22 protein-coding genes are annotated in these 22,669 nt (G+C 37.6%); 16 read left to right on the forward strand and 6 right to left on the reverse strand.

What is annotated here, in order from left to right:
- Positions 1-4: 4 nt before the first annotated feature.
- Both EL165_RS14750 and EL165_RS14755 read right to left on the reverse strand, forming a co-directional pair.
- On the reverse strand, positions 5-955 hold the full coding sequence (locus tag EL165_RS14750; protein WP_002983898.1) for an MlaD family protein: 951 nt from the start codon (positions 953-955) through the stop codon (positions 5-7).
- A gap of 128 nt (positions 956-1,083) precedes the next feature.
- A complete protein-coding gene (locus tag EL165_RS14755) occupies positions 1,084-3,237 on the reverse strand; it encodes a SurA N-terminal domain-containing protein (RefSeq protein ID WP_002983899.1) in 2,154 nt (717 codons plus the stop codon).
- A gap of 260 nt (positions 3,238-3,497) precedes the next feature.
- Between EL165_RS14755 and lon the strand changes: the two genes are divergently transcribed.
- The 3 genes from lon (at position 3,498) to EL165_RS14770 (ending at position 7,958) form a co-directional block, all read left to right on the forward strand.
- Positions 3,498-5,903, forward strand: coding sequence for an endopeptidase La (gene lon / locus EL165_RS14760; protein WP_002983900.1), 2,406 nt, complete (start codon positions 3,498-3,500; stop codon positions 5,901-5,903).
- A gap of 204 nt (positions 5,904-6,107) precedes the next feature.
- The gene (locus EL165_RS14765) at positions 6,108-7,220 is read left to right on the forward strand and encodes an AI-2E family transporter (RefSeq protein ID WP_002983902.1); all 1,113 of its coding nucleotides are present in this window, start codon (positions 6,108-6,110) and stop codon (positions 7,218-7,220) included.
- 360 nt (positions 7,221-7,580) lie between these two features.
- Positions 7,581-7,958 (forward strand): DoxX family protein, encoded by a 378-nt coding sequence (locus EL165_RS14770; protein WP_002983904.1) that lies wholly within the window; start codon positions 7,581-7,583, stop codon positions 7,956-7,958.
- A gap of 90 nt (positions 7,959-8,048) precedes the next feature.
- Here EL165_RS14770 and EL165_RS14775 read toward each other — a convergent pair whose 3' ends face one another.
- Positions 8,049-9,407: an acyl-CoA dehydrogenase family protein gene (locus EL165_RS14775; RefSeq protein WP_002983906.1), complete on the reverse strand. Its 1,359-nt coding sequence runs from the start codon at positions 9,405-9,407 to the stop codon at positions 8,049-8,051.
- 207 nt (positions 9,408-9,614) lie between these two features.
- Here EL165_RS14775 and EL165_RS14780 point away from each other — a divergent pair, with 207 nt between their 5' ends.
- The 10 genes from EL165_RS14780 to EL165_RS14825 all read left to right on the forward strand — a co-directional run bounded on the left by EL165_RS14780 (position 9,615) and on the right by EL165_RS14825 (position 18,980).
- Positions 9,615-10,526 (forward strand): DUF4349 domain-containing protein, encoded by a 912-nt coding sequence (locus EL165_RS14780; protein WP_002983908.1) that lies wholly within the window; start codon positions 9,615-9,617, stop codon positions 10,524-10,526.
- Positions 10,527-10,779: 253 nt separating this feature from the next.
- Entirely contained in the window at positions 10,780-11,289 is a 510-nt protein-coding gene (locus tag EL165_RS14785; protein WP_002983910.1) for an RNA polymerase sigma factor, read from the forward strand.
- On the forward strand, positions 11,279-11,884 hold the full coding sequence (locus EL165_RS14790) for a hypothetical protein (RefSeq protein ID WP_002983912.1): 606 nt from the start codon (positions 11,279-11,281) through the stop codon (positions 11,882-11,884). The genes EL165_RS14785 and EL165_RS14790 overlap by 11 nt, the downstream gene beginning before the upstream one ends.
- Before the next feature lie 205 nt (positions 11,885-12,089).
- Complete coding sequence (gene pgi, locus EL165_RS14795; protein WP_002983914.1) at positions 12,090-13,730, forward strand: glucose-6-phosphate isomerase; 1,641 nt, start codon at positions 12,090-12,092, stop codon at positions 13,728-13,730.
- Positions 13,731-13,778: 48 nt separating this feature from the next.
- Entirely contained in the window at positions 13,779-14,663 is an 885-nt protein-coding gene (locus tag EL165_RS14800) for a bifunctional 5,10-methylenetetrahydrofolate dehydrogenase/5,10-methenyltetrahydrofolate cyclohydrolase (protein WP_002983915.1), read from the forward strand.
- A gap of 7 nt (positions 14,664-14,670) precedes the next feature.
- The gene (locus EL165_RS14805; protein ID WP_002983917.1) at positions 14,671-15,300 is read left to right on the forward strand and encodes a 7-carboxy-7-deazaguanine synthase QueE; all 630 of its coding nucleotides are present in this window, start codon (positions 14,671-14,673) and stop codon (positions 15,298-15,300) included.
- Between the two features lie 43 nt (positions 15,301-15,343).
- Positions 15,344-16,714 (forward strand): exopolysaccharide biosynthesis polyprenyl glycosylphosphotransferase, encoded by a 1,371-nt coding sequence (locus EL165_RS14810; RefSeq protein ID WP_041462085.1) that lies wholly within the window; start codon positions 15,344-15,346, stop codon positions 16,712-16,714.
- Positions 16,715-16,817: 103 nt separating this feature from the next.
- On the forward strand, positions 16,818-17,570 hold the full coding sequence (locus EL165_RS14815) for an MlaE family ABC transporter permease (protein WP_002983919.1): 753 nt from the start codon (positions 16,818-16,820) through the stop codon (positions 17,568-17,570).
- Positions 17,570-18,385, forward strand: a complete 816-nt coding sequence (locus EL165_RS14820) for an ABC transporter ATP-binding protein (RefSeq protein WP_002983922.1) — start codon at positions 17,570-17,572, stop codon at positions 18,383-18,385. The genes EL165_RS14815 and EL165_RS14820 overlap by 1 nt, the downstream gene beginning before the upstream one ends.
- Positions 18,369-18,980, forward strand: a complete 612-nt coding sequence (locus tag EL165_RS14825) for an outer membrane beta-barrel protein (RefSeq protein ID WP_002983924.1) — start codon at positions 18,369-18,371, stop codon at positions 18,978-18,980. The genes EL165_RS14820 and EL165_RS14825 overlap by 17 nt, the downstream gene beginning before the upstream one ends.
- A gap of 37 nt (positions 18,981-19,017) precedes the next feature.
- Here EL165_RS14825 and EL165_RS14830 read toward each other — a convergent pair whose 3' ends face one another.
- Together EL165_RS14830 and EL165_RS14835 are read right to left on the reverse strand one after the other, a co-directional pair.
- Positions 19,018-19,329, reverse strand: a complete 312-nt coding sequence (locus EL165_RS14830) for a hypothetical protein (protein ID WP_002983926.1) — start codon at positions 19,327-19,329, stop codon at positions 19,018-19,020.
- Between the two features lie 85 nt (positions 19,330-19,414).
- Positions 19,415-20,221 carry a M48 family metallopeptidase gene (locus tag EL165_RS14835; RefSeq protein WP_002983927.1) on the reverse strand — a complete coding sequence of 269 codons (807 nt, stop codon included), beginning with the start codon at positions 20,219-20,221 and terminating at the stop codon, positions 19,415-19,417.
- Positions 20,222-20,326: 105 nt separating this feature from the next.
- Here EL165_RS14835 and EL165_RS14840 point away from each other — a divergent pair, with 105 nt between their 5' ends.
- Positions 20,327-20,875 carry a DUF4251 domain-containing protein gene (locus tag EL165_RS14840; RefSeq protein WP_002983929.1) on the forward strand — a complete coding sequence of 183 codons (549 nt, stop codon included), beginning with the start codon at positions 20,327-20,329 and terminating at the stop codon, positions 20,873-20,875.
- Here EL165_RS14840 and meaB read toward each other — a convergent pair.
- On the reverse strand, positions 20,872-21,864 hold the full coding sequence (gene meaB, locus EL165_RS14845; RefSeq protein WP_041462115.1) for a methylmalonyl Co-A mutase-associated GTPase MeaB: 993 nt from the start codon (positions 21,862-21,864) through the stop codon (positions 20,872-20,874). The genes EL165_RS14840 and meaB overlap by 4 nt on opposite strands.
- A 196-nt stretch (positions 21,865-22,060) precedes the next feature.
- Here meaB and EL165_RS14850 point away from each other — a divergent pair, with 196 nt between their 5' ends.
- Positions 22,061-22,354: a c-type cytochrome gene (locus EL165_RS14850; protein ID WP_002983933.1), complete on the forward strand. Its 294-nt coding sequence runs from the start codon at positions 22,061-22,063 to the stop codon at positions 22,352-22,354.
- An 18-nt stretch (positions 22,355-22,372) separates the two neighbouring features.
- Positions 22,373-22,660, forward strand: a complete 288-nt coding sequence (locus tag EL165_RS14855; RefSeq protein ID WP_002983935.1) for a c-type cytochrome — start codon at positions 22,373-22,375, stop codon at positions 22,658-22,660.
- Positions 22,661-22,669: the final 9 nt, after the last annotated feature.

The following is a 22,669-nucleotide window of genomic DNA, read 5'->3' on the forward strand; positions in this document are numbered from 1 at the left end:
CGTATTAGTCTTTGTTATTTTTACCGAAAACCGAGAAGTTGATATATCTCTTCGGATTCGCTTTCATATCTTCGATTAATGTGTTCAGATTGGAAGAAGCTGAATTCAGGTTATTGTAAAGCTGGTCATCCTTCATCAGTTTACCTAAACTTCCTTCTCCTTTATCAATACCTCCAATCACCTGATTCAATTTTCCTACTGTAGCATCTAAACTTGCAATGGTAGCATTCAACTGTTTAGTGTCAATACTTTCTGCAAGATGCCCGTATTTATCTAATGTTACTTTTCCGCTCTGCATGGTAAGGCTTGCATCATCCAGCACTTTTTGCAGTTTTGGATCATTATGTCCTACCAGATTGTTTACACTTCCTGCTGTAGCCTGTAATGCACCAACCGTTTTATTAAGGTTCGCTAACAAAGCTTTAATTTCAGCTCTGTTCTGAGCATCGAAAACCTGATTTGCATTAGCCATCAGGGAGTCTACTCTATGAAGAACCACCTGTAACTGATCTTTTACAGGACCTACCTGAGAAGAAAGGCTTCCCAGCGTTCCCAGTTTGAAAGCTCCTTTCAATGTATCGCCGTCTTTTGCAGTCGGTCCTCCATACATAAGGTTTACTCTCATTTCTTTACCGGACATTAATCCCGGCTCAAAGATCTCCAGTGATGAGTTTTTTGAAAATTCAAATTTATTGTCGACAGTAACTTTTACAACAAAATTAATTTTTCCATCTTTTGAGGTGATAGGAATAATCTTGTCTACCTGCCCTACTTTAAGACCATTGATAGAAACTGCCGCAGACTGCGCCAGACCTTCTACATTGTCATATTTTGCGTAAAATATATTGTCGGTAGTAAAAAGGCTTTTCCCTTTCATAAACTGAAACAATACCACAAAGCCTACGATAGCTAGAAGTGCGATCACACCAGCTTTTAATTCTTTACTGAACTTCACTTGCTAATTTTTTTCTAATAAGCAAATATAATACATTTTAAATAAATCTTTTCCTTTATTATTCTGCGTTAAATACAAAAAAAGCGACAAAAAAATTTGTCGCTTTTTATATCATTGAAATGAATTTCTTATTGTTGCTGATTTCCCAGCTTGTTCCAGATCTCGATTCTGTAATCTTCGATATCTGCATTGTCCTGAAGGCTCTTCATCCAAGCCTGTCCGAACATTCCTGCACTTCTCTGTGTAAGAGATTCTGTAAACTGCTTAAGATCTCCAGGCTGCTTGTTCACTGTTTCTGATTTTTTGATCAGAACATAAACTCCTGTCCCACCTTCAACCGGGTTAGAAAGTTTACCTTTTGCAACACCGAATGCTGCACCGGCAACTTTAGGTTCCATAGCACCAGCTACTGAAGGGTTCAACAAGTTCACCTGAGCTGATTGTTTTGGAGCCGCAAATAATTTAGCAATCTGATCTAAGTTTGAAGCTTTTGCTGCTGCAATTTTTTCAGAAATTTGTTTTGCTGCCAGTTTATTTTTAACGATAACTTCAATCTGATCTCTCACAGATTCAGGATCAGCAAGACCTGCCTCCTGTTTTCCGTTCAGATAAACTACAATTTTATCACCTGTTCCGTCTACTGTAAATAATTCAGTATCTCCTTTTGATCTTTTCTTATCAAAAGCCCATGTAAGGATATCTGCATCTTTTTCGGTACCTAAGCCCTGAAGCTGACCTTCAAATCTTTTAGCCGCTTTCGGATTAGAGAACTGGTAATTATTTTTCTTGGCAATATTCACGAAATCGTTGAAAGATTTCCCCTGAACCTGCTGAATGAATTTTCTTGATTTTTTGTCTGTTTCAGCTTCAGTAGCATCTGAAGGTTTAATTGCTTTTACAAGGTTGGCAACTTTATACCCCATTGATCCTGATTTTTTATCTTCAATATTGATGATATGATAACCGAACTGAGTTTCTACCACCCCTGTTGCTCCTTTAGGATTGTTGGCAAGGTAAGCAAGGAATTCAGGAACGAAAGGTGTTTCCGGAGTTGTCCATCCAAGGCTACCACCTTGAGCTGCAGAATTCGGATCGCTGGAAAGCTTAAGAAATTCTGTAAATTTAGCAGGAGTAGCTTTTACAATAGCACCGATGGAGTCTGCCAATTTCTTAGCTTGTTCTTTGGTTCTTGTTACCCCTTCCCCTGCAGGGCTTCCTTTGAATGCAATAAGGATATGTCTTGATAATGTAGAATCTGAAGGCCTTTTACCTACCAGTTTAGAGACTACATATACATCTTGTTCTTTATAAGGACCAAAAGTCTGACCTACTGCTGCTGAAGTGATCTGATCTTTGATCGTTGGAGGCAATTGAGCTGGGTTCAGATACTGAGGGTTGAATGGCGCATCAGAGTTTGCAGTTACAAACATTGAGTCGTTTTTAGTATTCTGGAAGTTTTCAGTACCTCCGCTTGCATCTGTACCTCCTGAATATAATTTTGTAATTTCTTTCAAGGCTGCTGCATCATCTGCTGCGCTAGGCTTGGAAGGGAAAAATACAATACCTATATTTCTGCTTGGCTCAGCTTTGAACATTACAGGATGCTTTTTGATGTAATCAGCAAGATCTTGTGTAGTCACATTGATCTTTGTTTTTTGAAGATATGCTGCATAATCCACTTTCACGAAGTCGATATCTGCAAGCTGATCTCTCTGCTTCATCAGTTCCTCAGCTTCTTTCTTACCTGTAGTGATACCTGCTGAAAGATTAGTAAACACCTGTCTTGCCATCAGTCTGTACTCAATTGTTTTTCTGGTTTTCAGCCATTGAGCATATCCCTGAGGGTTGGTGTTTTGTAATGTTTCAATTTCTTTTTTAAGCTCTTGAGTTTTAAAGTTACCTTTCTCATCAAAGAACTGTTGATTCTGAGCGAACATCTGATCATACTGGATTTGGTTCCAGAAATAATCATCAGTCATTTCAAAGCCCAGCTTCTCAAACTGTTGTTTGATAAGTTTAGATTGTACAAGTAACTGCCATGCCTGCTCTTCAAGACCGTTTTTCGGACGACCTTGCTGTTCAGCCTGCTGCTGCAACACGAAAAGCTGATCATTGAACTCTTCGCGGGTGATTTTCTCACCATTTACTTTTCCTAAAACATCAGGATTCTTACCAAAAACCTTGTCGATACTATCCGGGTTCACCAAAAACGCCAAAAGCGCTAAGGCTATTACTCCCATTAAAAGCCAAGGCTTACTCCTAATCTGTCCTAAAATTGCCATTTTATAAATTATAGTTTTTTATCAGTTTGCGAAAATACACATTTTTAAGAAATTACAGAAACAGAACTGCTTTATTTTGATTTTTAATGCAAAGATTATCTAAAAAAGGAAATTTTGACCGTATTTTTAAGTAAAAAACAAATGGCATAAGTATTGTGCATTTTTAGAATATTATAATATGCCACACATTTTCAGCGCGTATTGTAAAAATTCCCTTTAACGATAAAAAACGAAAATGACAATTTGTCATTCGATTGACTATGACAGAATTTGAAGATATTAGTTTAGAAGAAATGATTAGTGACGGATTTGATATCGTGACTGAAGAAATCAATCTTTCAGATTTCGCAGAGACTGATAAAAATTCCGAACAAAAAATATTCCCTATCCTTCCTGTAAGAAATATGGTAATGTTCCCCAACGTGGTAATTCCCATTACCGCAGGAAGAAAGACATCAATACAGCTGCTTGAGGAAGCGCAGAAGAACGGAGATTTCATTGGAATTGTAAGCCAGAAAAATTCGGATCTGGAGCAGCCTTCCGAAAAAGATATTTATACCGTCGGGACATTAGCGAAAATCATTAAGATTATTAAGCTTCCGGAAGGTAATATTACTGCTATCACCAAAGGTTTTCACAGGTTTAAGATCAAAAAAATTGTTGACAACCAGCCTTATTTCAAAGCAGAAATATCAAAATTAAAGGATACCCGTCCTAAAGATCAGGAAGAGTATGAAGCATTACTGGAGAACATCAAGGACCTTGCTTTAAAAATCATTGAGCTGGATCCTAATATTCCTAATGCAGCTAACTTCGCGATCAAAAATATTAACAATAATGATGATCTTCTGAATTTCATCTGTACCAATGCTAATTTCTCTTCAGTAGCGAAGCAAAAACTTCTTGAAGAGAAAAGTCTGATGACGAGGGCTAACCAGTGCTATGAAATGATGCATGAAGACTTCAGAAAGCTGGAACTGAGAAACCAGATTCACCAGAAAACTTCAAAAGACCTGGACAAGCAGCAAAGAGAATATTTTCTGAATCAGCAGATCAGAACCATTCAGGAAGAACTGGGTGGAGGACCTGAAAGTGATGTTGAAGATCTTATTGCAAAAGCTAAAACCAAAAAATGGAGCAAGGAAGTAGAAGAACATTTTCAGAAAGAAATCAGCAGACTTCAGCGTCAGAATCCTAATTCTCCGGACTATAACGTACAGAGAAACTACCTGGATTTCTTTACGGATCTTCCTTGGGAAACCTATACAAAAGATATTTTTGACATCGCAAAAGCTGAAAAAGTGCTTGATAAAGCGCATTTCGGACTGGAAGATATTAAGAAAAGAATCCTGGAGCACATGGCTGTTTTAAAATTGAAAAACAATATGAAGTCTCCTATTCTGTTATTGGTAGGTCCTCCGGGTGTTGGTAAGACTTCTTTAGGGAAATCTATTGCAGACGCTTTAGGAAGAAAATATGTAAGATTATCCTTAGGCGGTCTGCACGATGAGAGCGAAATCCGCGGACACAGAAAGACCTATATCGGAGCTATGGCGGGCAGAATTTTACAGTCTATCAAAAAATCCGGTACTTCAAATCCGGTTATTGTTCTTGATGAGATTGATAAGATCGGACAGGGACTTCATGGAGACCCTAGCTCAGCACTACTGGAAGTTCTTGATCCTGAACAGAATAAATCCTTCTACGACAACTTCCTGGAAATGGGTTACGATTTGTCAAAAGTAATGTTCATTGCTACAGCCAACTCACTTTCAACGATACAGACTCCTCTTCTGGACAGAACGGAGATCATTCAGATTGCCGGTTATACGCTGGAGGAAAAAATCGAGATTGCCAAAAGACATTTGATCAAAAAACAACAGGATGAAAATGGTCTGGATGCAAAATCATTTAAACTCGGAAATGCTGAGCTAAAACATATTATAGAAGCTCATACTTCGGAAAGCGGTGTAAGAACGCTCGAGAAGAGAATTGCTGCGGTTGCAAGATGGGTAGCACTACAGACCGCTCTGCTAAAAGAATATGATCCAAAAATTTCAGTTGAAAAAGTAGACGAAATTCTTGGGGTACCAAGACCGAAAAGCTTATCTGAAATCACCGGAGTTCCTGGTGTTGTAACAGGTCTTGCATGGACAAGTGTAGGAGGAGATATCCTTTATATTGAAAGTATCCTAAGCAATGGTAAAGGAGCATTAACAATGACCGGAAATCTGGGAACGGTAATGAAAGAATCAGCTACCATTGCCCTTGAATATATTAAAGCGAAGCATGACGAACTGGGAATTCCACAGGAAGACCTGGATAAAAAAAATATTCACGTACACGTTCCTGAAGGTGCAACGCCTAAGGACGGGCCATCTGCAGGTATTGCCATGCTGACTTCAATGGTTTCTTCATTTAAAAACAAGAAAGTAAAACCTCACCTGGCTATGACAGGAGAAATTACACTGAGAGGAAAAGTACTTCCTGTAGGCGGAATCAAAGAAAAACTTCTAGCAGCAACAAGAGCAGGAATCAAAGATGTTATTCTTTGTGAAGCCAACAGAAAAGATGTAGAAGAAATCAAAAAGGATTATCTGAAAAATCTGAGAGTGCATTACGTCAACAGAATGGAGGAAGTCATAGACATCGCTATCGAAGAATAAAACAACTTATAACATATCAACTTCTCAATATGAAACACGTTCTGAATATCAGAGCGTGTTTCTGTTTGAACGTGAAAAGTACAATTTTTCCAGCCTGTGGAATACAATTTGCTTCAATACAAGAAAATCCTTTAGAATTGAATAAAAATTTTTATTCGCGCAGGTTTTTTCTTATTTTTATTCCACACTGCACATTTATAGATTATGAATTTTCTTAGACTTCCTTTCCTTGTCAAGCTTACACTTGTGGTGGTTTCCATCATTGGACTTGGCTATCTTCTGGCATTAGGCCAGAGTATTTTAGCTCCGTTTTTCCTGGCATTCCTTATGGCTATGCTGTTTTTACCGGCAGCCACTTTCATGGAAAGAAAATTAAGATTTCCAAGGTCAATGTCCACAATGACTTCCGTGTTCATTATGCTGATGATTTTGTGTGGTATTATCTATTTCTTTACCAACCAGCTATCTGATTTCAGTAAAGATCTTCCTCATCTTCAGGAGCAGTTTACTACTGTTTTTAACAGCCTTCAGCATTGGGTTTCCAAAACTTTCAATGTAAAAGTGGATGAGCAGGTGGATTATATCAACCAGGGCTTGAATAAACTGTTATCTTCTTCAGGGGTAATTTTAGGATTTACCTTCGGGATTTTTTCAACAGGATTTGGATTTATTATATTTTTCACGCTGTTTTTTATCTTTATTTTAAATTACAGAAGACTTTTAAATAATTTCATTGTTACGGTTTTTAATGAAAGACATAAAGCAAGCGTGCAGGAAGCGGTGAATGAGATCCGTATCATGACCAAGAAATACATCTTCGGACTGTTCCTTCAGGTGATTATCGTTTCCGTTCTAACCTCTACTCTCCTTACTGTTCTGGGAGTAAAATATGCCATTCTTTTAGGAGTTTTGACCGGTTTACTGAACGTCATTCCATATCTTGGAATTTTTATTTCTCTTTTAATTTCCTGCTTTATAGCGTTTGCCACTTCTACGCCTTCAACATGTATTTATGTTGCTTTGGGGTATATTGCTATTCACGCTGTAGACGGAAATATTGTTCTGCCATTTGTAGTGGGCTCAAAAGTAAAAATCAATGCTTTATTTTCCTTTATCGGTATTCTTCTGGGAGAGCATCTTTGGGGAATTGCAGGAATGTTCCTGTGTATTCCGGCCATTGCCATTATTAAAATTATCTGTGAAAGAGTAGATGATCTTAAACCTTGGGGAAGATTACTCGGTGAAGAACAGAAGCCTGATAAGAAAAAGAAAAGTTATAAGATTTCCAAGAATATTACGCTTAAGGAAATGGACTAAAATATGAGTAATAAGTAATATGCAATAAGTAATAATTGCCATATTCCTGCTCATAAATTTAGGTTTTAAATAAGCAGACTGCCTTTTCTAGGCAGTCTTTTTTATTGTATTATGGAAGAGGGCACAACGGGCTCGTTCCATTTGGACATGTTTCTGTACAGAGAATATAAGATGGGTTATCCGGGCAGTATCCATAAGTCGGGCCTTCGGGATTTCCTCCGGGACTTGCACTTAAGATACAGAATAAAATTACACATAACCCATTAACTAACGTACATCAACAAATGATTTTACATTTTATGTTAAATAAATAACAAAATATTCTATTTTTATTTTACATTTGATGTAAAATCATCAATCATGAAAGTAATAAAATTTATCTTATGCTTACTTTTCGGGCTTATGTTTATTAATGCCGGATTAAACAAGTTCTTTAATTATATGCCAATGGAGAAACCTACTCCTGAACAAATGAAACTTTTCGCTGCCTTTGGAGAAATCAGCTGGCTGATGCCACTGGTAGGTACTGTAGAAGTAATTGGCGGATTACTGTTTATTTTCCCAAAAACCAGAGCGCTGGGTGCCATTGTTATTCTACCTGTTATGGTAGGAATTGTGGCTCACGTTTTCACTTTGGACAAATCTCCGATGGGAATGGGTATTGCCGGAGTGATGTTCCTGATCAACCTTTGGATGATTATTGACAATAAAGAAAAATACAAACACCTAGTTTCATAAGATTGCAGGTAATAAGTTACATTACCAGTAAACTTCACATGGAGTCTATTAGTACCTGTAACCTATTATCTGTTATCTGCTACCTATTGCTTATACAAAAGCACTGAAACCTGTAATCGATCGTCCAACGATGAGCGAATTGATTTCTTTTGTTCCTTCATAGGAATAAATAGCTTCTGCATCAGCAACAAATCTCGCGACATCATATTCAAGCAGAATTCCGTTTCCGCCCATCACTTCTCTGGCTCGGGAAACAATATCTCTTGTTCTCAGTGTACAGAAGACTTTTGCCAGTGAAGCATGTTCATCTTTTAAAATTCCTTCATCCTGCATTTCAGATAATCTGAATACCATGGTCTGCATGGCAGTAAGATTAGACAGCATTTCTACCAGATGCCCCTGAATCATCTGAAACGAAGCGATAGGTCTTCCAAACTGTTCTCTTTTTCTGGTATAATCGAGTGCACTTTCATAAGCCCCTCTTGCACAGCCCGTTGCCATCCATGCCACTCCGGCTCTCGTCATTCTCAGTACTTTTCCCGTATCTTTGAAGGAATTGGCATTCTGCAGACGGTTTTCTTCAGTGATCAAACAGTCTTTTAAGGTGATCAATCCGTTCTGGACAATCCTTAAAGCCATTTTCCCTTTGATTTTTTCCACAGAGTATCCGGGATTATCTTTTTCCACAATAAATCCTTTTACTTCTCCGCTATCCAAGTCTCTTGCCCAGATAATAACCAAATCAGCAAAAGTGGCGTTACCAATCCATTTTTTCTGACCGTTAAGCACCCAGCCTTCAGGTGTTTTTCTGCAGGTTACCGTAAGTCCGCCTGCCGCCCCGGAACCTACTTCCGGCTCTGTAAGCCCGAAAGCTCCAATTTTTTCAAATTTCTGCATTTGCGGAAGCCATTTTTGCTTCTGTTCTTCTGACCCGCAGATATAGATAGAACCCATTGCCAACCCTGACTGTACTCCAAAAAAAGTAGCAATTGAAGCATCAATTCTGGCCATTTCCATTGCTATGACACCTTCCATCAGGAAAGGCATTCCCGGGCAGCCATAACCCTGATAAGTAACTCCACAGATATCAAGTTTCTGGAACTTCGGGATCAGTTCAAAAGGAAATTCATCCCTGAGCCAGTAATGATTGACAAGAGGTTTGACTTCTTTTTCCATGAATGCTCTTACTTTCAGCTGAATTTCACGCTGTTCGGGACTAAGAGTATGGTAGATATCATAAAAATCCCCGTCAATAGGAGGAAGTTCTTTCTTTTTCTTATCCGGATCAAGCATTTTCATCAACCCGGAAAGCTGTTTATCGTCCAGTTTTGAAAAATTATGCATCAGTTTTGGCAGATCCACTTTTTGAGAAATGGCACTCAGCTGATCAAAATCTATGGATGTGAATAATCCTATTGCGTTTCTGATTTTGGAAAAAGTATTTGACATAGTGATAAATTGTAGTTTTGGTTTGTAAAAGATAAGCAAAAACTGCTCCGAAAGCAATGACTGAAGCCTAAGTCTATTTTACAAAATACTAAATTTCAATTCATTAAAACTGAAAATATTATTTACAACCTTTTTACTTTTGATTTTCAAGCGTTACAAAAGATCCTGACTGAACTTTGACTCAAGCAAACATTTAAAATCAACGCTATGAAAACCACTTACATTAAATTATCTCTGTCAGCCGTTCTTTTATTAGGAATTTATTCATGTAAAAAAAGAGAAGCCACCACCACCGATCTTGATGCTTATGCCACTGCTGATTCAGCTGTCACTGTTGTTTCAGACAGTATATCATCTGCAGCCAGTATGAAAATAAAAGACAAACAGTTTATCAAAACTGCGGATGTGAATATGGAAGTAAAAGATGTGTATAATGCAACAATTGCTATTGAAAAATCCGTACAGGAACTTGGTGGTTTTGTTACTAAAAGCAATCTTCAGAGTAATGTGGTTTCTGAAAACACTTACAATACTTCCGACGAAGAAGCTATGCTGGTAAAAAAATACCAAACGGAAAACACAATGCAGGTTCGTATTCCCACAGAAAAACTGGGAGAGCTTTTAACAGCCATCAATACGAACAAATTATTCCTTAATTCAAGATCCATTAATGCGGAGGATGTAACTGCCAACATCAAATATTCTGAACTGGAAGGGAAAAGAAATCAAAAGACCTCTGAAAATATCAGCAAGCTGAAAACAAATAAAGATAAAGTGAATATGGATGACGGGAATATGTCTGAAGGGAATGCCCAAAAGCTGGCAAGTATGAATATGGCAGACAATCTGAAATACAGCACTATTGATATCTACATCAAAGAACCCCAGTTGCGTATTGCTGAAATAGCAGTAACCAACACCACAAGCATTGACAATAAATACAGATACAATTTTATCTATGACGCTAAAGATGGTTTTGTATACGGATTCTATCTGATTCAGAGAATCATAGTTGCTCTTATCAACATCTGGCCGATCTTATTAATTGCAGCTGCTATTATCTATTTTTTAAGAAAAAGAAAAGTTTCAAAACCGGAACATTCAAAAATACAGGAATAACAAAGCACTACTAACCAATTGGTTATCATCATAATTTTAGATTTTACATCCTCCCTTTCCGGGAGGTTTTTATTTTTTTGAAAAAAAACTGTAACGATTAACTTATTTGTTTTACCAACTTTTTAAAAGAACAGAAAATCAAAAAATTAATACTATGAAAAATTTAATAATTTGGAAGTCTCAGCATTAGTCAAAAAATTACACTGTAAACCCTATATCAGACTTATAACAGTAACCCAACCGTGAATCCATTGTGAGTAACCCAACTGAAACTACTTTTTTAAAGCTTATTAACCGGCACAAAGGCATTGTATACAAAGCCTCACGGATCTATGCTGATTCTGTAGAAGACCAGGAAGACCTTCAGCAGGAAATCCTTATCCAGCTTTGGAAATCCTATCAGAACTTCAAAGGGAACAGTGAGTTTTCAACCTGGATGTACCGGGTGGCCATCAACACCGCTATTACTTATTTAAAAAAGGAAAAACAGAGATCCGGTAGCCATACGGAAGTTCCTCATCACTTTGAAGTACAACAGGAAGATTACAACCCTGCCAAAGACAGGCAGCTGGAAATTTTCTACAGCGCTGTTCAGGAACTTAATCCTCTGGAAAAAGCCGTCATATTTTATTTCATGGAAGGAATGTCACATAAAGAAATCGGAAACAATCTGGGACTCAGTGAAGGCAATGCCCGCGTGAAACTTAGCAGAACAAAAGAAAAAATACAGCAAATCATAAAAAAATCAGGCTATGAATTTTGATGAATTAAAAGAACAGTGGAATAAAGAAAACAGCGATGTCCATATTCCTGACAGCATAAAGCAATTAAAGGAAAGTAAACACCCGATAGAAAAGATTCAGAAAAATATGAAAAGAGAATTTCCCATGCAGATTCTTGCCATCATTATCATTGGCTTGTTTCCTCTTCAATTTCAGTTTCCGTCTTCACAGTACATTATTTATTATGTTTCCTATACGGTAATGGTTGTCATATCGTCTTACTATCTGTCTGGATTTTATAAATTTTACAGAGAGACAGAGCTTTATACAGGAAACACGAAAAACAGCCTCTGGAAAATATATCATGAGCTGCGCCTGAATATGGAACGATACCAGTCATTCGGATTTTTACTGCTCCCTCATTTTCTGGTAACGGCAGGCCTGATTATTTATAATGCGATGGAAAAACAGGGAAAATCATTGGCAGAGCTTACTTCTTCTCATCAGCAGGGGTTGATCATCTTAGTGCTGATCGGAACTTTGGCAATCATTACAAGCATTGTTCTGTGGACAAAATACATCTATGGTAGAAGCGCTAAACAGTTGGAAAATATTCTGAATGAAATGGATGAATAATGCCCGGCGCCCATCATAAAAGACTTGCCATAAGACCTCAGAGTATCTCCGGGGTTTTGTTTTTTTAAAAAATTGTTATTTATCATCTTCAAATTTATCTGAGGTTTTATTTTTCCGTAAATTTGCAAATCAGAAATAAATGATTATGGATTATTAGCAATTTTCATCCAATACATGATCTTCTGAATGATAAAAATTCTGTAATATGCTATCAAAAATAAATCCAACACAAACCAACAGCTGGAAAGCACTTGACGAGCACTTCGGTGGAAATGACTTTGACCTTAGAACTCTTTTCCAGTATAACCCGAACCGTTTTAATGAGTTTTCCCTGCAAAAGGACAACTACCTTTTTGATTATTCCAAAAATTTAATTGACTCAAGAACAAAAGATCTTTTATTACAATTGGCAGAAGAATGTCAGCTGAAAGATGCCATTTCCAAAATGTTCTCCGGAGATAAGATCAATGAAACAGAAGGAAGAGCGGTGTTGCACACAGCATTGAGAGATTTTTCTGACCGTGAAATCCTTGTGGATGGAGAAAACATCAAACCACAGATCAAACGAGTGCTTGAGCATATGAAATCTTTTTCTGAAAAAATTATTTCAGGAGAGCATAAAGGTTTCAGCGGCAAAGAGATCACAGATGTAGTCAACATCGGTATCGGAGGGTCAGATTTGGGTCCTGTGATGGTTTGTTCAGCGTTAAAGCATTTTAAAACAAGACTAAACACTCACTTTGTTTCCAATGTGGATGGAAATCATATTGCAGAAGTGGTGAAAAATCTGAATCCGGAGACCACTTTATTCATCATTGCTTCCAAGACCTTTACAACCCAGGAAACGATGACGAATGCGCATTCAGCGAAAGACTGGTTCCTGAAGGCGGGAAAACAGGAAGATGTGGCGAAGCATTTTGTTGCCTTATCTACCAATATTGAAGAAGTTAAGAAATTCGGAATTGCAGAAGAAAATATTTTTGAATTCTGGGATTGGGTTGGCGGAAGATATTCTCTTTGGAGTGCTATCGGATTAAGTATTGTTCTTTCTGTAGGATACGAAAACTTTGAACAGCTTTTGAGAGGTGCTTATGATACTGACCAGCACTTCCAGACAGCAGAATTCTCTGAAAATATTCCTGTATTAATGGGTCTTTTAGGAATCTGGTATCGTAATTTCTATGCAGCAACTACTTACGCAATTCTTCCTTATTCTCAATATCTTGACAGATTTGCAGCGTATTTTCAGCAGGGAGATATGGAAAGTAACGGAAAATGTGTTGACAGAAACGGTGAATTTGTGGAATATGAAACGGGACCTATCATTTGGGGAGAGCCGGGAACAAACGGACAGCACGCATTTTATCAATTGATTCACCAGGGAACAGAATTGATTCCGGCAGATTTTATTGCTTATGCTAAAAGCCCGAACCTTGTTTCTGATCATCAGGATAAATTATTGGCCAACTTTTTCGCTCAGACTGAAGCACTTGCCTTCGGAAAACTGGAAGAAGAAGTGGAGGAAGAACTTAGAAATGCAGGCAAATCTGATGAGGAAATAGACAGACTTATCAATTTTAAAGTCTTCCACGGAAATACACCGACTAACTCTATATTATTCAAAGAATTAACTCCTTTTTCATTAGGACAACTGATTGCTTTATATGAGCATAAAATTTTTGTTCAGGGTGTAATCTGGAATATTTTCAGCTTTGACCAGTTTGGAGTGGAATTAGGAAAAGTATTAGCCAATAAAATTCTTCCTGAGCTTGAGAACAATGAAACAATTAGCTCTCACGACAGTTCTACCAACGGATTGATCAATTACTATAAGAAAAACAAATAGTAAGTAAAAAAGAAAGTAAAAGTAAATCTATAAAGTAAAAAAGTAAAAATGGCAGAAATTCTTGACGGACTTAAAGTATCCAAGGAAATTAAAGCGGAGATCAAGGTTGAAGTAGAAAAGATTCTGGAAAGCAAAAGAAGAGCACCGCATCTGGTGGCTATTCTTGTAGGAAATAACGGAGCAAGCAAGGCTTATGTAAACTCCAAAGTGAAAGACTGTGAAGAAGTAGGATTTCAATCCAGCTTAATAAAATTTCCAAGCACAGTTTCTGAATCTGAACTATTGGAAAAGATTGACGAGCTTAACAAGTCTAAAGCAGTAGACGGATTTATCGTTCAGCTGCCTTTACCGGATCAGATTGACCAGGAGAAGATCATCAATGCAATTGATCCGAGAAAAGATGTGGATGGTTTCCATCCTGAAAATTTCGGGAAAATGGCCCTTGAGATGGATACTTTCTTACCGGCAACACCTTTCGGGATTTTAACATTATTGGAAAGATATAATATTGAAACGAAAGGGAAAGACTGTGTAATTATCGGAAGAAGTAAAATTGTAGGAAGACCGATGAGTATTCTTATGGGAAGAAAAGATTTCCCTGGGAACTCTACCGTTACCCTTACACACTCATATACAAAAGACATCGAAGAATACACCAAAAAAGCAGATATCGTTATTACCGCTTTAGGAGATCCTCACTTCTTAAAAGGAGATATGATCAAAGAAGGAGCCGTAATTATTGATGTGGGTATTACAAGAGTAGACAACGACTCTCCAAAAGGATATTACCTTGCAGGTGATGTGGATTTTGACAGCTGTGCAGCAAAAGCAAGCTGGATCACTCCGGTACCTGGAGGTGTAGGCCCAATGACGAGAGCAATGTTGATGAAAAATACCATCATTGCTTACAAAACTTCGGTCTATAACGACTAATTTTAAAATGAATAAAGAAGAAGATATTTTATTAAAAGAAGGTAAAATGCTCCCTGTGATGGAGCATTTTTACACTTTACAGGGAGAAGGGGCACATACCGGAAAAGCCGCCTATTTTATCAGGCTGGGAGGTTGTGATGTAGGATGTCACTGGTGTGATGTAAAAGAAAGCTGGGACCCTGAGCTTCACCCTCTTATGAATGCAGAAGAAATTGCAGAAACGGCTGCCAGACACTGTAAAACAATTGTGTTGACCGGCGGTGAGCCTTTAATGTGGAATCTGGACATCCTGACATCCAAACTGAAAGAATTGGGATGTACGATCCATATTGAGACTTCAGGAGCCTATCCTATGAGCGGACATCTGGATTGGATTACTCTTTCACCGAAGAAAACAGGTCTTCCGAAAGAAGAAATTTATCAAAAGGCCAATGAGCTTAAAGTAATTATTTTCAATCATCATGATTTTACGTTTGCTCAGGAGCAGGCAGCAAAAGTTTCTGAAAACTGTAAGCTTTATCTTCAGAGTGAATGGAGCAAGAGAAATGACATGTATCCGAAGATCACAGATTTCATCCTGGAACACCCTGAATGGCAGGCATCCGTTCAGACTCATAAATATCTGAATATCCCGTAAAAAAGTGTAAATTAGCTGGTGTTATTCGCTATAATACCGATAGATGCAGAGAATTCGATACTCTAGATACCTGAAATCGATCATTATGTTGCTTGACCTCATGGTTATTGCATCTATCTTCATATTCTTTTTTATAACCAGAAACGAAAGTTTAAAATACCATAGAGAAACCTGGTATCAGAATATTTTTTCTCTGATTCTGTTGTTTTTATTCTGGGTGCTTCTCAGCGGCAGAACAAAAATATACAATATCCCGAGGAACCTTACCTATACCTTGTTTCTTGAACGTCTTTTAATTCATTTCCTTTTTTTTATACTTGGTGTTCTGCTTATAGGAAAGGTTAGTAAAAATGTATTTTTCAATTCGGATATTTACTGGCTTTCACTTTACCTTTTTATTTTCATCTTTTTGGTGAAATCATTGATCTATTTCGCCATCAAGTATATACGATCCCTTGGAGCCAATTACAGGAATGTCATGTTTTTGGGGGACAGCCATTCCACAGAAATTCTCAAGAATATTTTTACTGAGCGTAAAGATTATGGATACAGAATATTTGAATACGGACATGCTGAGCTTAACCTCAGTGAATTAATCGCTTTCTGGAAAAAGAACGGGATCCATACCTTGTTTTTATCAATGGAAAACTCGTATGATGAAAACATGGAAAACGAAATTTTTAAACTGGCAGAAGATAACAAGATTCATATTTCACTCATACCAAGTATTACACAAAGCGATTTCTTCCTTTATGATCTTGGATATATACAGACTCAGCCGGTACTTAACCAGGCCCGGTATCCGCTGGATTATTACTCTAATTATCTGATGAAAAGAACATTTGACATTGTCTTTTCTGTTATTATTTTGGTTTTTATCTGTTCATGGCTCTTCCCTATTATTGCCATTTTAATCAAAACTACTTCCAAAGGACCTGTTTTTTTCCTTCAGAAAAGATATGGCTTTCACGAAGAAGTTTTTAATTGTATCAAATTCAGAACAATGGTTGTCAATGATGAATCTACCACCAAAACCACATCTTTGAATGACTCCAGAATCACCAGAGTAGGGAAATTTTTAAGAAAAACCAGTCTTGATGAACTTCCTCAGTTTATTAACGTTCTGAAAGGAGAAATGTCTGTGGTAGGTCCCCGCCCGCACATGTTGTCGGTTGACAATTATTATAAACCAAAAATCGGAAGATACAGCTTAAGAAGTATGGTTAGTCCGGGTATTACAGGACTTGCACAGGTAAACGGACTGCGTGGTGACTTCGGGGATGTGGAAGTAGAGATGAAGAAAAGGGTTCTGGCCGATGCTTTTTATGTAAGAAACTGGAGTTTTGTACTTGATCTTGTTATTATTTTAAAAACTACTTTTTTGGTCATCGGAGGAGATAAAAATGCAAAATAAGAAAACAGACCAGGTTACGGTAGAATAAATTTTAACACAAAACCAGGCTCTAGTCTTATCCCTGACTCTAGCCCAATTAAATAAAAAAGTCTAATTTAGCAGTATGTTAAAAAAGTTTTTCACAGCGGTAGGGGAGTACATTATCCTCTTAGGAAAATCCCTGCAGAAACCTCAGAAAATGAGAGTTTTCTGGAAGCTGTTTATGAGAGAAATTAATGATTTGGGAGTAAATTCTTTCGGGCTTGTAGTCTTCACATCAATATTTGTGGGGGCTGTAGTGGCCATTCAAATGTTCAATAACTTTGATGCTTCATCATTTCCTATTCCTACTTCATTTGTAGGATATGCTACAAAAGCAGTATTGGTTCTGGAGTTTTCGCCAACCATTATCAGTCTCATTCTGGCAGGTAAAGTAGGTTCCTATATTGCATCCAGTATTGGAACGATGAGGGTTTCCGAACAGATTGATGCCCTGGACATCATGGGGGTCAACTCACCAAATTTTCTGATTTTCCCTAAAATTGTTGCCTGTGTTCTCTTTAACCCTCTTCTTATTGCCATCAGTATTGTATTTGGTATCGGCGGAGGATATATTGCAGGAATTCTGACCGGTAACTGGACAGAGAACGACTATATTGTGGGAATTCAAATGTATATGCCCAATCTGTTCATCTATTATGCATTTATCAAAACAACTGTTTTTGCCTTCATCATTGCTACTGTACCTTCTTATTTCGGATACAATGTGAAAGGAGGATCGCTGGAAGTAGGTAGAGCCAGTACACAGGCGGTAGTGTGGACAATGGTATTCATTATCATTTCCGAATTAATTTTAACCCAATTAATATTAAGCTGATGATTGAGGTAAAAGATCTTAAGAAAAGTTTTGGAGATGTTGAAGTACTTAAGGGAATTTCAACTTCATTTGATAAAGGAAAGGTAAACCTGATCATCGGACAGAGTGGCTCAGGAAAAACTGTTTTTCTTAAAAGTTTATTGAATGTATATATGCCTTCATCAGGGGAAATCCTGTTTGACGGAAAAGATATCAATACCATGACAAGGGATGAAAAGCAGCATCTCCGCTCAGAAATCGGGACTGTATTCCAGGGGAGTGCATTATTTGACTCTTTAACTGTGGAAGAAAATATCATGTTCCCTCTTGACATGTTCACCAATCTTACCTACCGGGAGAAAAAGAAAAGGGTTTTTGAAGTAATAGGAAGAGTACATCTTGATAAAGCCGAAAAAAAATACCCTTCTGAAATTTCAGGAGGAATGCAGAAAAGGGTTGCTATTGCAAGAGCCATTGTGAATAATCCCAAATATCTGTTTTGTGATGAGCCCAATTCCGGACTTGATCCTTATACCTCAAAGGTAATAGATGATCTTCTGTATGAAATCACAAAAGAATACAATACCACTACCATCGTCAATACCCACGATATGAACTCTGTAATGACAATTGGCGAGAAAATTGTATACCTAAGACTGGGAATTAAAGAATGGGAAGGTAACAAAGACATTCTGATTACTGCAGGCAATAAAAACCTGATTGACTTCGTTTATTCTTCAGAACTGTTTAAGGAGCTGAGAGAATATTTACTTGAGAATAATAAGACGATTGAAACGACAAATACAAAAATAGACGATAATGAAAAAGGTACTTAGTATAGCGTTATTAGGATTTTCAATGTGGGCTTCTGCACAGATTTCACTGGCGGGTAAAGCTAACTTAATTTTTCCGACGGGCTCTCCTTCCTGGTCTAACATCAAAGGAACAGTGAATGATGCTATCCAGGGGACTGGTAAAAACAATGTAGGGTTCAATGTGGGACTTTCATTAAAAGTGGGCCTTCCTACATCCCTGTTTGTGATGCCGGAAATCTACTATACTCATTTTAAAAATGAGTTTACTACAGAAAATACTACATTTGATGTAAAAAGCAACCGTATTGATGTGCCGGTTCTTTTAGGATATAACCTTCTGGGAAATATGCTGGGTGTTTTTGTAGGTCCTGTGGGAAGTTTTAACTTAAATAAAGACAATACTTACAACGATTTTAAAGAAAATGCCAAAAATGATTTTACAGTAGGATACCAGTTTGGTGCTCAGCTTGAAATCAAAAAGCTTATTGTAAATGCTAAATATGAAGGCGCTTTCAGTAAAGATCAGAGAAATTTTATCAACAAGGTTTCCGGTTCGGAAATCAGATATGATAACAGACCTAACCTGTTTATGGTAGGTTTAGGATATAAATTTTAATTTGATATCGAAAATAACAACTTTAAACCCTCAGATTTTATATTTGAGGGTTTTTATTTTGTTCTTCAAGTTCAGCCTGACGCTTTGCAATTTCTGCAGCCTTTTTTTCAAGCTCTTCTTTGTCTTTCTGCAGTTGCTTGAATTCTTTTTTCTTCTGTTCCGCTCTGATAGCGCTTCCTTTACTTACATATCCAACCATTCCTCCGATGATAAGCCCAATGCCGACACCAGCCATCATTCCCATAATGTGAGAAATTTTTATCTGCTCTACGGCAAAATCAGTTGTTAAATAGAAAAGTAATGCAGAAACAGCCAGAAGTATAAGTCCGGTAATTGATAAACTCTTCATAATATTGTGTTTAGTGGTTATATAAAAAAGCCTTACCAAATTTACTAAAAATTTAATAAGGCCTTACTCAAGATTAAAATTCTAATTATAATTTTCCTCCCGCAGCCTTATAATATTCCAAAGCTTTCGGAAGATCTTTATTGATATCTGAAATTCTTGTTTCCGGGCTTGGGTGGGTAGATAAGAATTCAGGCTGTCTTGCTCCTGAAGAAGCGGCTTCCATTCTGTTCCAGAAAGGAATGGCGGCTCTCGGATCATATCCGGCCATAGACATCAGGTAAAGTCCCATTTCATCTGCCTCAGATTCCTGCCCTCTTCCATATTTCAGTAAAGCCACCTGTGACCCGATAGGATATACCTTCTGGAAAACGCTGGCCCATTGTGCATTGGAGATGGTTCCTCCCAGGATAGCACCTCCGTACTGAGCTACCATTGCCTGAGAAATTCTTTCGTTTCCGTGACCTGCCAGTGCATGGGAGACCTCATGTCCCATTACTACTGCAAGACCGTTATCGTCTTTTGTTATCGGTAATATTCCGGTATAAACCGCTACTTTACCGCCAGGCATACACCAGGCGTTCAGCTCGTTGCTCTGCAACAGATTAAATTCCCAGCTGTAGTTGGCAAGATCTGCTGATCTTCCAATACTCTGATAATATCTTTCTGCTGCATTTTTAATTCTGTTTCCTACATTTACCACTCTCTTTGCATCTGCCGTACCGGTAATTACTTTACCTTTAGACAATGTCGTTCTGTATTCCTGCGAAGACATTGTTAAAATTTCCGAATTGTTGGCCAGCTGTAAAGAAGACCTTCCTGTAATCGGGTTTGTAGTACAGGCAACAGCCGACAGAGCAATAGCTCCTATTCCAAATAGATGTGTAACTTTCATAGTTTGAGTGTTAATAATTCAACCTTAACAATTTTTATTCCAAAATATTCCGGAAAGAATATATTTGCATACATTTTGCTGTTTAAATTTAATAATTATCTCATTATGAAAAAGTATATTTCTTTACTGATGATTTTTGGATTCCTGTTTCTCTTTCAGAGCTGTGCGTCACAGGGGGCTTCAGATCCGAAAATGGTGAGTGCTTTGGTTGATTCACAGGAGTTTACCTTCTATGCACAAAGAGCCAATCCTACGAATTATGATGTTATTAATGTCATGAATTCAATGCCTAATGCCACTGCAACGAGAATGCTTAATCTGAATGGAGATTATACCATTGATGTCAGTAAAAATACGCTTGATGTAGTTCTACCTTATTTCGGAAGGCTGTTCAACCCAACTTATGGAAATACAAGTGATAATAGCTACCGATTTACTTCAAAAGATTTTACAGTAACTAAAACTCAGAATAAAAAGGGAAAATGGACTTTAAAGTTCAAGCCAAAAGATGTAAGAACTGTTGATGAAATCAATATTGAGATCTTTAAAAATGGCAAAGCTTTCGTTTCTATGAGAAGTAATGACAGGCAACCTATTTCTTATGATGGTTATATCTCTAAAACTGAGGTTAAACAGGAAAAGGACAAACCTTAGTCTCTGTTTTCATTAGATAAAAATTTTTCAACAAATAATTTTGCTTCAGTACTTGGATTGGAAACCATCGCTGAAGCATTTTTTTTGTGCATATGATAAGCTTCTTCTACAGCATTGCTCTTTTTCATGAGTGACAAAATATATTCCTGCACCCAGTACTCGAAGCGTTTTTCAGCCTGCTGAACACGGATTTCGTCAAAACGGCCGCTCTTCTTTTTCAGATCAATAAACTCATAAATTTTATCATAAACTTCCTGCAATCCCTCATTGTGAAGGGCTGAGCCTAATAAAACAGGGATTTTCCATCCTTTTTCTTTTGGAGGAATAAAGTCTAAAGCTCTTTTTAATTCAAGCCTTGTATTTTTTGCTTTCTGAAGATTGTCTTTGTCTACCTTATTGATGAAAATAACGTCTACCATTTCCATGATGCCACGCTTTATGCCCTGAAGCTCGTCTCCTCCTCCAATGATTTTAAGGAATAAGAAAACATCGGTAATATCGGCAACCAGTACTTCTGATTGTCCTACTCCAACGGTTTCTATTAAAATATAATCATACCCTGCGGCCTCACAGATCATCATGGTTTCAAAAGTAGTATTGGCTACTCCGCCCAAAAAGCCTGAACTTGGGGAAGGACGTATAAAGGCATTTTCTTCTTTGGCAAGCTCTTCCATTCTGGTCTTATCCCCTAGAATACTTCCTTTGTTGATTGCCGAGCTGGGATCAATAGCCAAAACAGCTACTTTTTTTCCTTGAGCAATAGCCAACCTTCCAAAATTTTCTATAAAAGTGGATTTTCCAGCTCCCGGAACTCCGGTGACTCCTACCCTCACAGAGTTTCCGGTAAGGGGCATAATCTTCTTCAGAAGCTCCTCTGCCTGTACTCTGTGTTCTGCTTTTTTACTTTCAACCAATGTAATAGCTTTTGCAATCAGGCGTTTGTTTCCTGACTGTATTCCGTCTATTAGCTCTTCTGTAGAAAATTTCATTGTTTCAAAATTAATAATTAAAATGGGAATGATCAATAGCTGCCTCATAATGACAGGACAAAAGGCATAAATTGCCTGATCTGATACTGACGATTCTTCATCAGTTCAATTTTTATTTCTTCTAAATTAAAACTACAACACCCTGTATCAACGGCTTAAGGAATTTATTACATTTGTTATATATCAAAAAAGAAACATGAAAAAACTTATTGCTGCGGCTTCGTTAACTGCTATTCTGCTGGTTTCCTGTACGCCGAAAGCTGCTACATCCACTGCTACTGCAGGCGCTGCAACGTCTACTGCAGAACAGATTGCTCAGGGGAAAACCATTTTTGAAAATTCCTGCGGAAGATGCCATAAATTACCGGATCCTGCTTCACATAATCCTGTGCAATGGGTAGGAATCATGAATTCGATGGCGCCAAAAGCTAAACTGACGGATGAACAGCATCAATGGGTTTATGACTATATTGTTTCTGTGAAGAAGTAATCAACAAACAAAAATAGTATGAAAAAAATCATCTTAGCCGGTTTCGCAACATCAGCATTTCTGGTATCATGCGGACCAAAAAGTGTGGCTGTAACAGGGCCAAAGTATACCTCATCTGAGCAATTGGCGCAAGGAAAAACGATCTTCGAAAATTCCTGTGCAAAATGTCATAAACTGCCGGAACCTACGAAGCATGATGACAAAGGATGGATCAATACGTTAAGCAGAATGGCTCCAAAAGCCAAGCTGACGGATGACCAACATCAAATGGTGTACGATTATCTGATTTCTGTAAATAAAAAATAAGCTTTCAAT

The sequence above is a fragment of the Chryseobacterium gleum genome, assembly GCF_900636535.1.
Taxonomy (GTDB): domain Bacteria; phylum Bacteroidota; class Bacteroidia; order Flavobacteriales; family Weeksellaceae; genus Chryseobacterium; species Chryseobacterium gleum.